Genomic DNA, 15,646 nt, shown 5'->3' on the forward strand with positions numbered 1-15,646 from the left:
TTAGTGCGACAATTGTTATCAATTTGTTGGTCAAAGATTGCGCGACTTGCGCCTCGTTAGGGGTCAATCTATTTGGGGTCTAAATATTTTTTAAACGATCATTTGAATGGTGGGTTTCAAAAAAAGTCATAACAATATCAGTATTTTGTGGTTTTTTAATTTGTTAGTGGACGTATTAAATGTGTGGTTTTGTAGGGTTTTTACGATGTTTTTTATTTGAACGTGTAATTAACTTAACGCACAATGTCATCGAAAATTCACATAACAAACCATGAAAAAAAGGAAGTGCCTTCATGCATAAATTCTCAAAAAGCGCAGTGGCAACCTTAGTCTCTGGCCTTTTGTTGGGTGCCTCAGCGCACGCCGACGTCAGCATTACTCAAGGTAAGACTGCAATCCCAGATGGCGAGGCAACGCATGCCCAAGACATCACGGTAAAAAATGAGCATGTCGCGTTCGCATTGGCGGTTGAGTCTGCGCCACCATGGGGCGTGCCACGTGGTACCTTGGTGGACCTCGCGGCGGTGAAAAATGGCAAAATTGATCTAGACCGAGTCGCTTTTGCAGATTTCATCCCTAATAGCTGGTCGGCTTGGCCGAACGATCGTAAGTCGATTGACATTGTGGAAGACAGCGATGAAAAAGCGGTGATCAAAGTGAGCCGTAACTTCGACAAGGTCGACATTACCACTTGGTACACCTTAGAAGCGGGCTCTGATTCGATTGGACTCAAAACCGTGATGAGCAACCAAGGCGAAGACGACCTTGAGCTAGAATCAGGCCACACGATTTGGCCGGATACGGGCTATCAGTTCGCGGTACCAGGCCTTGAAGGCAATGAAGAAGCGATGGCCGATAATGCCCTAGCCGATCGCATGGTGGCGTATGACCGTGATTGGGCGTTCGCACTGCATGCGCCTTATTTTGATCGCATCAAATATAACGGCCGCGATATGTATTTGGGTCACACGCTTAAAGCGGGCGAGACCCGTACCTTTGACTCAAAGCTCCAGGTTGTTCCCAACGGCGATATGGCACCGATTGTCAAAGCGGAAGCTGAGCGTCATGGCGAAGCGACGGGCACCATTAGCGGCCAATTGCGCGCCGACAACGGTAACGTGCCAGCCGATGCGATTGTGATGATTGAAAAAGACGGTCACCCTTACGCGTGGACCCTTGCTAAAGAGGGTCAGTACAACATGGCATTGCCAGAAGGCAAGTACCAAGTCTATGGCACGGCGACCGGCCATGCGAATAGCCAACCTCAATCCATTACCGTCAGTGCTGACAGTGAACAAACATTGGACTTCACATCGCTGAAAAGCCCAGCGACGCTTGCACTTAACGTGGAAGAAGCGGCCTCTGGTGTCGCCAAAGATGCGCGTGTGACTATCATTGAAGGCCAAGCGCCACCGGTTGAATTTTTGGGTAAGCGTACCTTCTTCACTGATTTACTGCCTGCAGGCCATGCCGAGCTAAAACTGGCACCGGGTGAATACAAACTGGGCATTAACGCCGGTGCGGGCTTTACTGCAGAATCACAAACTTTGGATGTAACGCTCGAGTCGGGCAAAACCAACCAACAAGTGGTGAAAGTGCCTCAGGTGACTTTCCCGAACCGTAACCATTGGTATGGCGCTGACTTGCACCACCACGGCAATGTGCTGGAAGGGGTAACACCTCCAGAAATCGTAGTGCGTGCTCAGTTGGCAACTGACTTGGATCTGACCTTTATCAGCGATCACGATTCCACCATTAATCACAAAGTGTTTGCTGACCTATCAGCAAAACGTGGCGTACCTTTCATTCCATCGATTGAGATCTCGCCATCGTGGGGACACATGAACCCATTCCCCATCGACAATGGCGCTGCGCTGACGGTCGATCCGGGTACTGATGACGTGCACACCTTGATTGATGCTGCGCATGAGATGGGCGCAGAAGTGGTGCCGATGAACCACCCATATAACGATTATGGCTACTTCACCAATATCGCTAAGGATGCGGTGCCGGGTGGTAAGACCGATCGTTTCGACCTGATGGAGCTCAACGCACGTGTCGATAACGAGCCGACCCTTGAAAAAGCGCACAAGCTTTGGGATCAAGGCGAAGCCATGTACCTCACAGCCGGTACCGATACTCATGATGCGTGGAACCAGCTTACCGGTCGTATTCGTATGATGGCCAATGTTGATGGTGAGCTAACGCCTCTTGCCTTTGCCAAAGCGTTGAAAGCGGGTCACGGCTATGCCACCCAGGGGCCCATTCTGTACCCACAAAACATCATGTTTGGTGAAACCGCCAAGGCCGGTGATAAATGGGATATCAATGTAGTCGCCGCTGATGGTCTCAAAGAAGTGCGCTTAATCGGTCAAGGTGGTGAGGTGCTAAACAGCATCACCATTAACCCCGAAGAGAGTACACAGCGCCTTGAGCTATCACTGCCTATTCCTGCGGATGCAGAAGGTTGGATCAACCTAGAAGTGGAAGACAAAGACGGCAGCACGGCATGGACCAACCCAGTTTGGCTTCAGTCGTAAGCGTTACGTCTCAATCAATGAACCAAGGCCAGCCATGCTGGCCTTTTTAATGTTCGCTTTTTAGGGAGTCATCGCTCACCGCCAAGGAGCCACCAAGTCGTCTTGGTGATCCTTTCACTGTTAGGGCTTTATCAGTGTGAAAATAGCGAGAGACCTTGCTTTACACGCTGGCTGAGTGACAGTGCTTTATCGGTCAGTTCACGGGTATCATCGCTGGCTTGGGCATTTTGATGAGACACTTCGGTGATAGCTGCTAGGTTCTTGGCCACTTCCTCGGCGGCAGCTGCTTGCTGAGTGGTTGAAGTCGCCACTTGGCCATTCAAAGCGGCGAGTTCTTGAACCTGAGTTTGTAACGCGGCCATATCACGACGCGCCGCCTGTGCGTCATTGACACATGTTTGTGTTTGTTGTTGACCATCCGCCATACTGCTGACTGCATTGTCGGCCCGAGCTTGCAGTGTGCCGACAATATCACTGATGCGTGTGGTCGACTCTTGCGTGGATTGCGCTAATTGGCGAACCTCATCGGCAACCACTGCAAATCCACGTCCCGCTTCACCCGCTCGTGCTGCCTCAATCGCTGCGTTAAGGGCAAGTAGGTTGGTTTGCTCGGAAATGGTGTTAATGACGGTAGTCACATCACTGATTTGTTGGGTGGAGTCGGCGAGTTCACGTAAGATCTCAGACGTATCGTCGACGCGTTGCTGCACGGTTTCCATCGCGCTGGTAGCGCGTTGCAAACTGCTATCGACATCGTTGATGAGCTGTGTGGCGCTATCGGTTTGAGAAGCATTCGACTCGGTAAGGTATTGCACGTCACGTACGGCGGTAGAAAGCTCTTCGACGGCACTTGCCACAGAGTCGAGAGTGCGATTTTGTTCTTCAACCGCACGAGCGGTGCTGGCAGCCAGGCTTGCGACTTCTTCACTACCTTGATGCTGCTCGCTTACATTGGTATCTACCTGCGAGATCAGCCGCTGCAGCGCATCCAAAGCTTGGTTGGTATGCTGACTCATGTCGCTAATCTCATCGCGACCATACACGGTCGCGCGTTGAGTAAGATCGCCCTCAGCGAGTGAAGATATGACATGGCGCAGCGCCATGAGCGGTGTCAGCATCGCTCGGGAAAGGGCACTGGCAAGTACAATCATCACCGCGCTAATCAGAGCTGTCACTCCTGCTGCGTTGAGCGCTTGCTGCCACGCCTGTGCGCGTAGGTCATCCAAGTAGAACCCTGAACCAACCATTAAATCCCAAGGACCAAAACGCTTTACCACACTGAGCTTTTCTACCGCTTGATGACTACCGGGCTTTTGAAACGTATACCGCGCGATCCCCCCATTAGCTTGATTAGCGGCCTGGGTCAGAGCGGGTAAAATCGATTGGCCATCGGCATCAAAAATTTGCCGCGTGTTTTTGCCTACTGCACTTTCGGCACCAGCAATCATCACATTATTGCGATCGACGATAAAAAAGTAGCCGGTTTGGCCATATTTGAGTGCGCTGACAGCATGAAGAACGGATTCGGGGGGCGTGTCTTGGTTGGGGTATTGTCGGTGCATAGCATCAAGATAGTGCCATGCCATATCGACCTTTTTGTGCATCTGGGCGATGCGCTCTTGCTTGATGGCCTCAAAATGGGAAAAAGAAAGGTAAGCGGCCAAACTGACGAGACTTAATACGGCTAAGCCAACTAAAAGTAAGAGCTTATTACGCACCGAGAGTCGGTGGATGAGTGGCATGGTGATACTCCCTGTATGAGTTTTATATGAGTGATAGTTATAAGCAGTCCATTATTAATAGAATTAAAACTAAATATCAAGTCATGATAATGAGTATTAATATCATTTGAGAGGTGTGAGCATGAAAAAAAGTCAATGAGTCGGGCAGGAAAATCTTAGCGAGCTCAGCACGGTTGTCTCGGCCAGAATATGTTTTCCCCCAAGGGGTTGCTACAATAGCGAGCAGACTAGGCGATGAAATAATGAATGAGTATTAATATCATTTGAGAGGTGTGAGCATGAAAAAAAGTCAATGAGTCGGGCAGGAAAATCTTAGCGAGCTCAGCACGGTTGTCTCGGCCAGAATATGTTTTCCCCCAAGGGGTTGCTACAATAGCGAGCAGACTAGGCGATGAAATAATGATATGGAACCGCAGATCCTCAATCCGCTCACCTTGCCACTTGATGGTGTCCGATTAATCGAAGCCTCCGCTGGCACCGGTAAGACGTTTACCATTGCTGGCTTGTACCTGCGATTGTTGCTTGGGCATGGCCGCGCAGCGCCGTGTCGGGTCGAGCAAATACTGGTGGTGACGTTTACCGAAGCGGCAACCCAAGAGCTAAAAGACCGTATTCGGCGTCGCATTCATGAGGCGCGTTTTGCCTTTATGCGCGGTGAGAGTGACGATCCTATCATTGGCCCTTTGCTTGCAGAGGTAAGCGATCATAAAACCGCGGCGCAGCGACTGTTAGAGGCCGAGCGTCAGATGGACGAAGCGGCTATCTATACCATTCACGGTTTTTGTCAGCGGATGCTGACCCAAAATGCGTTTGAATCGGGCAGCCTGTTCAGTCATGAATTTGTCACCGACGAGCGACAGATCAAAGCGCGCGCGGCGGCCGATTTTTGGCGTCGTCGTTTTTATCCGTTGCCTAAATCGTTAGCCGGTGTGGTGAGCAGCTACTGGCCCGCACCAGAGGCCTTATTAAAAGAGGTTGCGCCCTATTTATCCGGACCGGCTGTCACGGTCAAGGCGCCTGATCTCGGCGAAGATCTCATAGCGGCACACCAAGCGGCGATTGCCAAGATTGATGCGGTGAAGCGCGCATGGCGCGAGGCGGGGGAACAGATCACCGACCAGCTCAGCGCCGCCAAGCTCGATGGCCGCAGTTATCGCAAAGACCATCTGGCGAACTGGCTTAATGCGATGGAACAATGGGCCAATGCCGAGACGCTTGATTACCAATTGCCCGACAAATTAGAAAAATTCGCCCAACAAACCTTGGCGGCCAAGAGCAAAGCCGAGCCACCGAGTCTGGCGCTATTTGATCAGATTCAGGCATTGGTTGATCAGCCGCCGACGTTAAAGCCGGGATTGACCGCACTGGCGATTAAAGACGTGCGGCAGCTGCTCCGCCAAGAAAAACGCCGCCAAGGGTGGCTCTCATTTGACGATCTCCTCTCTCAACTTGCCAGCGCACTAGACCAAGATAGCCAAGGCCAGTTGGCTGCGCGTATTCGCAGCTTATATCCGGTGGCAATGATTGATGAATTCCAAGACACCGACCCACTGCAATATCAGATTTTTAGCACTGTCTATCAGCCGCCAGTGGCGGACGATGCCCCTGTATTCGAAGAGCAAGAAGAAGGGGGTGAGCGCACCGGTTTAATGATGATTGGCGACCCTAAGCAGGCGATTTATGCCTTCCGTGGTGCCGACATCTTCACCTATATTCATGCCCGTGCGCAGGTGAGTGATCACTACAACCTTGCCACTAACTGGCGCTCGACAGATGGTATGGTGCGCGGGGTCAATGCCTTGTTCTCACGTGCTAAGGCGCCGTTTGTCTATCAAGACAGCATTCCCTTTTTAGCGGTGGCCTCTTCGCCTAGCGCCAAACAAAAAGCGCTGGTGGTGGAGGGAAACGAGCAGCCCGCGCTCACCTTTTGGCATCACAGCCCGGATGAATTGTGTGGCAAGCAAGATTTTGAACAGACCTTAGCTGTGAGTACCGCACAGCATATCACGCAAGTGCTCAACCAATCGGTGGCGGGCAATAGTTATCTACAAACGCCTTCCGGCCAAGCCGACATTCAGCCGCACAATATCGCTGTGTTGGTGCGCACCGGACGCGAGGCACAGCTGATCAAGCAAGCGCTGGCCGAAAAAGGCGTGGCGTCTGTCTATCTTTCCAACCGTGATAATGTGTTCGCCAGCCCCGTCGCCAGCGATATTGAGCGCATTTTAGTGGCGGTGATGCAGCCTGAAAACGAGCGTAAGTTGCGGGCGGCACTAGCCAGCCCCTTATTTGGCCTGACCGCCGAGCAGTTGGCGTTACTCAATCAAGACGAAGCCTTGTGGGAGCAAGAGGTGGTGGCCTTTAGCCATTACCGTGATACCTGGCAGCGCCGTGGGGTGATGCCGATGCTTCGCCAAGTCGCCAGTGCCCGCCAAGTGGCAGAAAACTGGTTGGCGATGCCGCAAGGTGAGCGCTGTGTGACCGACTTTTTGCATATCGCGGAGTTGTTGCAAAGTGCCAGCCAGCAATTGGACAACCCACACGCGCTGATCCGCTGGCTACAAGAGCGAATGGCCGAGCCGGCTCAACAATCGGAAGAGCAGCAGGTGCGGTTGGAGTCGGAGCGTGATTTGGTGCAAATCGTCACCATCCATAAATCGAAAGGCTTGGAATACGATCTGGTTTACTTGCCGTTCGCTTGTCAGTATCGCGAAAGCAGCCAACCGTTTTATCATGATGAACAGTATCAGCCGGTGCTGGCGCTGGATAATGTCGATGAAGGGAAAGAACGTGCTGAAAAAGAGCGGCTGGCTGAAGATATCCGCTTGCTATATGTGGCGGTGACGCGCGCCGTGTATGGGTGTTTTATCGGCTGTGCGCCCCTTAAACAAGGTAATAGTCGGCAAAAAGACTCGGCTTTGCACTTAACGGCCCTCGGTTATTTGCTCCAGCATGGAGAAGCCGGTGATGCTAGCCTGCTGGCTGAGAGTTTGGCTGGATTAGCAAGCGCGAGCGATGCGGTGACGGTGGTCGCCCCGCCTGAGCCGGATGATAGCCGTTATGCCCCTCAAACGGGCGCGCACGAGGCGCTAAGCGCGCGTCACTTCGACGGCAAGATTGACCGTCAGTGGCGCTTAACCAGTTACTCAGGGCTGTTAAAACAAAGCCATCACATCAGCGCTTTACCAACATTGGCTAGTTATGACTTGGACGCGGACGATGATCTCGCTGACGAGGAGACGGCGGATGTGGCGGTGGATCCTTGGTCGGTTTTTGCATTTCCCAAAGGCGCGCGAGCCGGTACCTTTTTACACACCTTATTTGAAGAAGTGGACTTTACCGCCGACCTGATGAGTGAAGAAGTCGCTGAGCTTATTACCCATCATCTTAGCTTGGAAAACTATGACCCACAGTGGTGCCCGATATTGCAGCAGTGGATGACACAGGTATTGAAACACCCGCTCAATGAGCACGGGTTGATGCTCAACCAAATTGACAACGCCAGTCGATTAACGGAGATGGAGTTCGTGATGCCTTTGGCTGCACTAGACTGCCAGCGACTGAACCGACTCGCCGCGCGATACGATGCGCTATCAGCGCGTGCTGGCCAGCTCACCTTTGACACGGCGCGCGGGATGCTAAAAGGCTTTATCGACTTAACCTTCCGCGCCGATGGCAAGTATTACGTGCTGGATTGGAAGTCGAACCATTTGGGGGATAGCGTGGCCGATTACCATCCTGAGGCGCTCAAAGAGGCGATGATCGCACACCGATACGACTTTCAGTACCAGATCTATACCTTGGCGTTGCACCGCTTTTTGCGCCAGCGGATCCCAGATTATGACTACGACACTCATGTGGGGGGCGTGTTTTATTTCTTTTTACGGGGCACCAGCGATAGCGGCGAGACCGGCGTATTCGCGCACCGTCCCGATAAGGCGCTGATTGACGCCTTGGACAACCTCTTTGCTGGAGAGTCGGTATGAAGCAAGCATTAATGGCGCTTTACCAGCGTGGGGAATTGCGAGCGATTGATGTGCAATTTGCTTGTTTGATGGGGGAAGAAGAAACCCAATTAGATAAAGCGGCTATCACAGTATGGGCGGCACTGTTGAGTCGCGAAGTGGGGAAAGGCCATGTCTGCCTTGACTTGCACCAGTGGCAGCCACCCAGCGATGTCGCGTGGCAGCCCTTGCTGGAACATATTGATAGCCAAGCGCCAAGCGAGCAATTGGCGCAGGCCTCAGTCGTGTCCGATGGGATGCAGTCAACGCCCTTGGTGCTTGCCGGACACCGACTGTATTTGCATCGCTACTGGCATGCCGAGCAGCAAGTGGCAGAGCACATTCGCCAGCGCCTCACGGCGCTATCGGTACCGGATGAGGCCAGACAAACCCTAGATAGCTTATTTGCCGCCTCACAGGCGGAGATTGATTGGCAAAAAGTGGCGGCAGCCACCGCGTTGACCCAGCCGTTTGCGGTGATTTCGGGAGGACCGGGCACGGGTAAAACCACCACTGTTGCCCGTTTGTTGGCGGCGCTGGTGGCGTCGCACCACGCTGAACGCGTAACGTCTGCAGCGCTCACTATCAAACTGGTCGCTCCGACCGGTAAAGCCGCTAACCGATTGACTGAATCACTAGGGCGGGCGATTGCCGCCTTGCCTGTTGATCATGACGTAAAAGCGGCGCTGCCGACCCAAGCCAGTACCATTCACCGATTATTAGGGGCGATTCCGCAGCGGGTGGCGTTTCGCCATCATAAAAATAACCCCGTGCATGCGGATGTGTTGATTGTCGATGAAGCCTCGATGGTGGACTTGCCCTTGATGGCACAGCTGTTCGATGCCTTGGCGCCCTCAACACGCATTATTTTGTTGGGGGATAAAGATCAGCTTGCCTCTGTGGAAGCGGGGGCGGTGCTAGGGGATATTTGTCAGTACGCCGAGGCGGGCTATCCAGCGGCGCAGGCGGCGCGTTTAAGCCATTTAACAGGCTTTGACGTACCCGAAAACCCGCACGCGCCAGCGATTGCCAGTGCCCTGTGTCTGCTGCGCAAAAGTTATCGTTTTGATGCCCAATCCGGCATTGGCCAGCTCGCCTTTGCGGTGAACCGAGGAGAGATGGCCGAGGTGGGGGCGGTGTTAAAACGCGGCTATGGCGATATTACCCACCATGTGCTGAGTGATGACAGCTATCAGACCCTGATGCAACAAGCGGTGGCAGGATATCGCGATTACTTAACGACACTCGATAATGCGAGGCTCGAAACCCCGTCATCAATGGTGGATGTGCTGAGTGCCTTTAGCCAATTTCGATTGTTATGCGCATTGACTGAAGGTCCGTTTGGCGTCGCTGGGCTCAACCAAGCCATTGAGCAGCACTTGGCGTCGGCAGGACTGATCGCCAAAGAGCGTGACACCTGGTATCACGGCCGACCAATCATGATTTTGCAAAACGATCATGCTCTGGGGTTGTATAACGGTGATATTGGGATTGCGGTGCAGCATGAAGGGATCACGCGTGTGGCGTTTGAAACCCACGATGGCGAGGTGCGCTATTTGCTTGCCAGCCGTCTGCCTGCCCATCAAACCGCGTTTGCGATGACGGTGCATAAATCACAGGGCTCGGAGTTTGCGCACACAGTGCTGGTGTGTCCGCCCACCATTTCACCAGTGGTAACCCGCGAGCTGATTTACACCGGCATCACGCGGGCGAAGCGCCAGCTTGATCTTTACGCGTCTTGGCCGGTGCTGCGCCACGGTGTGGGCGCACGCACCGCCCGTTATAGTGGCTTGCCGGATGCCTTGTTGGCCTCTTGAGCGTGGCGAAACCCGCTAAAGCGCTAAAGTCAGCACCTTAGAGCGACGCTGATAGTTGTACAGCTCTTGGCGAGTGTTGGGGAGTGCCGACACATCAGAGAGCAAAAAGCCTTGTTCCAAAAACCAATGCAGACTGTGGGTGGTGAGCACAAAAATGGTTTCGAGCCCTTTGGCTTTGGCGCGTTGTTTGAGGTGATTGAGCAGCATGACGCCGCGGTCGCCATCACGATAATCCGGATGAATGGCGACGCACGCCATCTCGCCGGTGCGCGCTTCACTAAATGGGTAGAGGGCAGCGCAGCCTATCACTAATCCATCCCGTTCGATGATGGTAAAGCGGGGGATTTCTTGCTCCAATTGTTCTCGCGAGCGGCGCACTAGGATCCCTTGTTGCTCCAACGGGCGGATCAAATCCAAGATCCCACCGATATCGTCAATCTGGGCTTGGCGCACTTTTTCGGCACGCTCCATCACGATCTGGGTGCCGATCCCTTCAATCGAGAACAGCTCTTGGATCAAGGCGCCGTCTTTTTTATAGCTGATCAAATGACTGCGGGTGACTCCCGCGCGACACGCGGCAATCGCGCCTCGTAAAAAGCGACTGGTGCCAGAGCCAGTATCGCCAGCGGCTTCTCTCGCTTCTAAAAGCGGTTGGGCTTGGGTGGGCAGTAACTCAGAAATCACCTCATTGTCTTGGTTTAAGACCCCTTGCTCGGAGCAAAAGCCAATCAACTTATCTGCGCGTAATCGAATCGCGACTTGAGTCGCCACTTCTTCGGAGGTGAGGTTAAAGCATTCCCCCGTCACTGAGCTGGCTACCGGCCCCATCAGCACAATCGCGTTTTGATCGAGCTGGCGCTGAATGCCGTCAATGTCGATGCGGCGAATTTTGCCACTATGGCAGTAATCAATGCCCTCGTCGACGCCCAACGGTTGAGCAATAACAAAATTGCCACTGATCACATTAATTTGAGCGCCCGCCATGGGCGTATTGTTGAGCCCCATGGATAAACGCGCCGTAATGTCGAGCTGCACTTGGCCGGCGGCTTGTTTGACCACTTCAAGCGCGTGGCTGTCGGTGATGCGTATTCCTTTGTGATACGGTGTTTCCAGTCCGTACTGATTTAAGGTGCGATTGATTTGCGGGCGGGCGCCAAACACCAATACCAGCTTCATGCCTAGGCTATTGAGTAGCGCGATATCATTGACGATATTTTGAAAGTTCTCATCCGCCATGGCCTCGCCGCCAAGCATGATCACCGCGGTTTTATCTCGGTGAGCATTGACATACGGCGCCGATTGGCGAAATCCTTTAACCAGGGCGGTACTTCTTATTTTCACGCGCTCATCCGTTTAATTATTCACTAATATTGCCTTTTTATTCTTTTTGTTCGGTGCGTGTCAACCCCCAAGCAAGTAGATAATTGCAGAGGAGAGGCAAGGATGTACTCTGCATCGTGATGTTTTTTGCACTACGTTTATCATTATTCGCGCAATGTTTGGGAACTATCTCTCAAGATTCGCAAGTGGTTTATCAATGTGGGTCAGTTAGTTCGTTAAAATCACAATAAAACCAATAAGTGAGGTTGTAGCGTGCGGTTAACCAAACAATTTATCATGCTGGTGATTGTTCTCGTACTGGGCTGGGTGAGTTTTACCGTGGCCACCCGCCCAGAGCTGTTTGCGCCACATATGACAGACAAACAGCTTTATGGCGAATGGGTAGAACAAGATGTGGCCCCTTATGCAGCCGACCGATTTGAAATACGTCCTGATGGTGTCTACACCAATGGGAGTCGCGCCACCACTGAGTACCAGTTTGATGGCGATCAGCTTAAATACACGATAGGAACGGAAACCTACCTGTATCGGGTTGAAGACGCAAAGACGCTCGAGCGTATTGAACCTGCTCACTACACATCTTTTTTTGCTAAAGATAAACGCTCATAAGAGGAAGTGTTATCCCCAATGCGACCTGGATCAGTAGTGCTGTGATTCCAACGTGGTGAGCAGCTCGTTGACCGAGCACTGTTTCGTCGCCACCTTTCGCAAGAGATCGGCGGTTTGCGCATCACCACCTAGACAACGCTGAATACTGGCATTAATCACCTGGCGTGTGCAGCCTTCGCTGGCCATCATCCGGATCCATTGGTACTCCACTGCATCACTATCAAGTAGCGTTGAACGCCCAACTTTTAAATCCATCGCTGCTTTACTCCTTTATGTTGCACTTTCTATGCAGTTTTGTTGCAAGGACAGTACATAATAATTATATGACACTTTGATGAATGTCGCCTTGGTAAAGGAAGTAAGCTGAATAGGGTCACAATAAATCTGTATTGGTTTGCAGACAGTTACAAACTTAACGTTGAGAACTGATTGCGAAGCGGGGCGGTTTTTGCGAGCCTTAGCGCTATTAACTCACTGATTGGAATATGGTGTGAAAAAAGCGTTAGTCGTGATGGCGTGTGTGGCGGCACTCGCAGGGTGTATGCGTCCCACTGACCGGGGCCAACAATATGTGGATGGGCGATTTGAATCGATACTCACCCCGGTACCACAAGTGGTTTCTGAAAGCCCGCGAGACTTTAGTTTATTCAATGAGCAATTAGCGGAGGTGACTGCCAACTCACCCTCGTTAGTGGCTGAGCATCAAGCGGTTTATCAGCGTTTGCGAGCCTGGTTGGACGCGGGAGGCGAGATTGAGGCACTTGCGGATTATGGCTTAGGGGTGAACCAAATGGCAGGGGGAGATGATTTTGGTAACGTGATGTTTACCGGTTATTTTTCTCCTGTGATAGAGATGCGTCACCAACCGGATGCCCTGTTCCGCTATCCTGTCTACGCCAAGCCCCCTTGTGGTGATGACTGTCCAGACCGTGCTGCTATCTATGCTGGGGCGTTGGATGGGCAGGGCTTAGAGCTGGGCTACAGCGCCTCCCTTATCGATAGTTTTATTATGGAAGTACAAGGCAGCGGCTTTGTGCATTTTGGCGATAACGACCAACTGGAGTATTTTGCCTACGGTGGCAAGAATGGTCACCCTTATGTCAGCATTGGAAAAGTACTGATCGAGAGGGGGGAAGTGCCGCGCGAAGAAATGTCGCTGAAAGCGATCCAAGAGTGGGTGGCTGCCCACAGTAAAGATGAAGTGCGTGAATTACTCGAGCAAAATCCCTCTTATGTTTTCTTTACCCCTAAGGCAGCTGATCCTGTCAGTGGTACGGCAGGTATTCCATTGAAAGCCGGGGCGTCAGTGGCGGCGGATAGACGTTATTTACCCATGGGCTCTGTGTTACTGGCTGAAGTGCCTCAGTTGGATGAGCAAGGCAAATGGACGGGCGAGCATGTATTAAAGCTTCTGATGGCATTAGATACCGGTGGCGCGGTGAAAGAGAATCATCTGGACTTGTATCATGGTATGGGCCGTAAAGCAGGCGAGCAAGCCGGGCATTACAAGCACTTTGGTCGGGTTTGGAAACTGGACGCCTTAGCGCCACAAATGGTGAGCCAGCCATAATAACGGGTTAGGTGAGGCCCTTAGAAAATAAAAAAGCGAGCGTCTAACGCTCGCTTTTTGGTAAGCGGGGTTTGATTATTCAATCAACCCGGCTTCACGGTAGTAACGCGCTGCACCTGGGTGAAGGGGAGCAGACAGGCCGTCTTTTACCATCTCTTCTTTCTTCAGGTTAGCGAATGCAGGGTGGAGACGGCGGAAGTCGTCAAAGTTTTCAAATACCGCTTTAACCACGTTGTAGATAACGTCTTCTGGAACTTGTGTGGAAGAAACGAATGTCGCACCCACACCAAAGGTGGTGACGTCGTTGTCGTTACCGCGGTACATACCGCCAGGGATAGTGGCTTGGCGATAATAGTCACGATCTTCAATCAGCTGTTTAGCTGCATCGTTCGCGACTTCAACCAATACGCTGTCACATGCGGTAGTCGCTTCCTGGATAGCACCACTTGGGTGACCCACGGTGTACACCATGGCATCAATTTTGTTATCACACAGCGCTTTGGATTGCTCGGCCGCTTTTAGCTCAGAAATTTGGCCGAACTTGTCCATATCCCAGCCCATTTGATCCATCAATACTTCGATGGTGCCACGTTGGCCCGAGCCAGGGTTACCAATGTTAACGCGCTTGCCTTCCAGATCATCAAAGGTTTTTACGCCCGCATCGGCACGTGCTACCACGGTAAACGGTTCTGGATGAATAGAGAAAACGGCGCGAAGCTCTTTGAATTCGCCCTGATCTTTAAATTTACTGGTGCCTTTGTAAGCATGGTACTGCCAGTCAGATTGGGCGATACCCATATCGAGCTCGCCAGCACGAATGGTGTTGATGTTGTAGATTGAACCGCCTGTACTCTCTACCGAGCAGCGGATGCCGTGGTCATCTTTGCTCTTATTGACGAGACGACAAATAGCGCCACCTGTTGGGTAATAAACACCAGTCACACCGCCAGTACCAATGGTCACAAACTGGTTCGCTTGCGCGCTTGCCGCGGTTCCTAGTGCGGCAGAAAAGCCGAGCGCAATCAGGGTAGGTTTCATCGCTTTCATGCTTAAGATTCCTTTTTAAGTTAGAGGTTGCTATCCGGGCGCACCCTCGAAGTTGTATAACACTCAATGACAATATGACAAAAAAGTGTCACCGCGCTATTTTTTCAATCTTTTAACAATATTTGCAAGCAATTGTATTGGGTTAAAACGATTGGGTCATGGTTTGCCTTAGTGCTTGTACAGGTTTAGTACAATATCCCAGCTTTTCCAGTGTGTTGCGTAAATCTGTGATCTGAGCTGCGTTATCTATGGCCTGGCGTTGATCAACGCGTTGGGTGTTGTTTTCAAAGCCGATTCGTATGTCTCCTCCTAGGAGCGCGGCGGTCGTTAGACAGCGGATCTCATGGTGGCCAAATGCACAGGCTGACCATTGCAGGTTGTCATGGTCGGGGAGCGCTTGCCACATGGCGATGATGTCTTCTGGGTGGCCAAATGGGGGGCTTTGATCCCGGCCTGCGACGAACAATAAATGGTGCCCCTTTGGCGGGATAATGCCGGAGTGACGTAGCTGACGATAGCGCGCCACATCTTGGGGGTGATAGAGAATAAACTGCGTGTAAACAGCATGGTGATGTAGCCACGCAAAAAATGTTCTGGCCTCGGCCGTTTCGGAGGGACCAGGTACCAGCTCTCTTAGCGCAATGGAGACGGCCTCAGGCTTTACGGCTTTCACTAACGCGATTTGCTCTGAGGGGCGATAGCGACCCACGGCTTCGGTCGTGAGTTGGATGACCATGCGATCACCGACCGCATCTTGGACTTGCTGATAAAGCCGATGATTGAGAATGGGATCCAAACTATGCGCGCCAGACTCATCTCGTGCATGAATGTGCGCCATGGCGGCACCGGCGTCAGCGCATGCTTGCAGGCAGTTAATCAGTGATGGCGTATCAATGGGGACGGCATGATGCTGGGAAGGCTGCAGTCGCGCGCCATTGGGGGCAACCATGATGGTGCGTGTATCGGTCATCTTTTC

At 52.2% G+C, this 15,646-nt stretch carries 10 protein-coding genes; 5 read left to right on the plus strand and 5 right to left on the minus strand.

Annotated features, from left to right (window positions below; genetic code table 11):
- Positions 1-293 precede the first annotated feature (293 nt).
- Positions 294-2,540: a CehA/McbA family metallohydrolase gene (locus BZG72_RS08420; RefSeq protein WP_046074138.1), complete on the plus strand. Its 2,247-nt coding sequence runs from the start codon at positions 294-296 to the stop codon at positions 2,538-2,540.
- A 131-nt stretch (positions 2,541-2,671) separates the two neighbouring features.
- Here BZG72_RS08420 and BZG72_RS08425 read toward each other — a convergent pair whose 3' ends face one another.
- Positions 2,672-4,282 (minus strand): methyl-accepting chemotaxis protein, encoded by a 1,611-nt coding sequence (locus tag BZG72_RS08425; protein WP_077666540.1) that lies wholly within the window; start codon positions 4,280-4,282, stop codon positions 2,672-2,674.
- A 404-nt stretch (positions 4,283-4,686) separates the two neighbouring features.
- On the opposite strand from BZG72_RS08425, the gene recB reads away from it, so the two are divergent.
- Positions 4,687-8,268: an exodeoxyribonuclease V subunit beta gene (recB, locus tag BZG72_RS08430; RefSeq protein ID WP_077666541.1), complete on the plus strand. Its 3,582-nt coding sequence runs from the start codon at positions 4,687-4,689 to the stop codon at positions 8,266-8,268.
- The gene (recD, locus tag BZG72_RS08435) at positions 8,265-10,103 is read left to right on the plus strand and encodes an exodeoxyribonuclease V subunit alpha (RefSeq protein ID WP_077666542.1); all 1,839 of its coding nucleotides are present in this window, start codon (positions 8,265-8,267) and stop codon (positions 10,101-10,103) included. Before recB ends, recD begins: the two co-directional genes overlap by 4 nt.
- A 15-nt stretch (positions 10,104-10,118) precedes the next feature.
- Here the strand turns inward: recD and argA are convergent, their stop codons facing one another.
- Positions 10,119-11,444, minus strand: coding sequence for an amino-acid N-acetyltransferase (gene argA, locus BZG72_RS08440; RefSeq protein ID WP_046074142.1), 1,326 nt, complete (start codon positions 11,442-11,444; stop codon positions 10,119-10,121).
- Positions 11,445-11,696: 252 nt separating this feature from the next.
- Here argA and BZG72_RS08445 point away from each other — a divergent pair, with 252 nt between their 5' ends.
- On the plus strand, positions 11,697-12,053 hold the full coding sequence (locus BZG72_RS08445) for a DUF2850 domain-containing protein (protein ID WP_046074143.1): 357 nt from the start codon (positions 11,697-11,699) through the stop codon (positions 12,051-12,053).
- 30 nt (positions 12,054-12,083) lie between these two features.
- Here BZG72_RS08445 and BZG72_RS08450 read toward each other — a convergent pair whose 3' ends face one another.
- A complete protein-coding gene (locus BZG72_RS08450) occupies positions 12,084-12,308 on the minus strand; it encodes a hypothetical protein (protein ID WP_046074144.1) in 225 nt (74 codons plus the stop codon).
- Between the two features lie 235 nt (positions 12,309-12,543).
- Here BZG72_RS08450 and mltA point away from each other — a divergent pair, with 235 nt between their 5' ends.
- The gene (gene mltA, locus BZG72_RS08455) at positions 12,544-13,623 is read left to right on the plus strand and encodes a murein transglycosylase A (RefSeq protein WP_077666543.1); all 1,080 of its coding nucleotides are present in this window, start codon (positions 12,544-12,546) and stop codon (positions 13,621-13,623) included.
- 75 nt (positions 13,624-13,698) lie between these two features.
- Here mltA and BZG72_RS08460 read toward each other — a convergent pair whose 3' ends face one another.
- Both BZG72_RS08460 and BZG72_RS08465 read right to left on the minus strand, forming a co-directional pair.
- The gene (locus BZG72_RS08460; RefSeq protein WP_077666544.1) at positions 13,699-14,670 is read right to left on the minus strand and encodes a TAXI family TRAP transporter solute-binding subunit; all 972 of its coding nucleotides are present in this window, start codon (positions 14,668-14,670) and stop codon (positions 13,699-13,701) included.
- 142 nt (positions 14,671-14,812) lie between these two features.
- The gene (locus BZG72_RS08465; RefSeq protein ID WP_077666545.1) at positions 14,813-15,640 is read right to left on the minus strand and encodes a 3-keto-5-aminohexanoate cleavage protein; all 828 of its coding nucleotides are present in this window, start codon (positions 15,638-15,640) and stop codon (positions 14,813-14,815) included.
- Positions 15,641-15,646: the final 6 nt, after the last annotated feature.

The organism is Salinivibrio sp. PR6 (assembly GCF_001995955.1).
Classification (GTDB): domain Bacteria; phylum Pseudomonadota; class Gammaproteobacteria; order Enterobacterales; family Vibrionaceae; genus Salinivibrio; species Salinivibrio siamensis.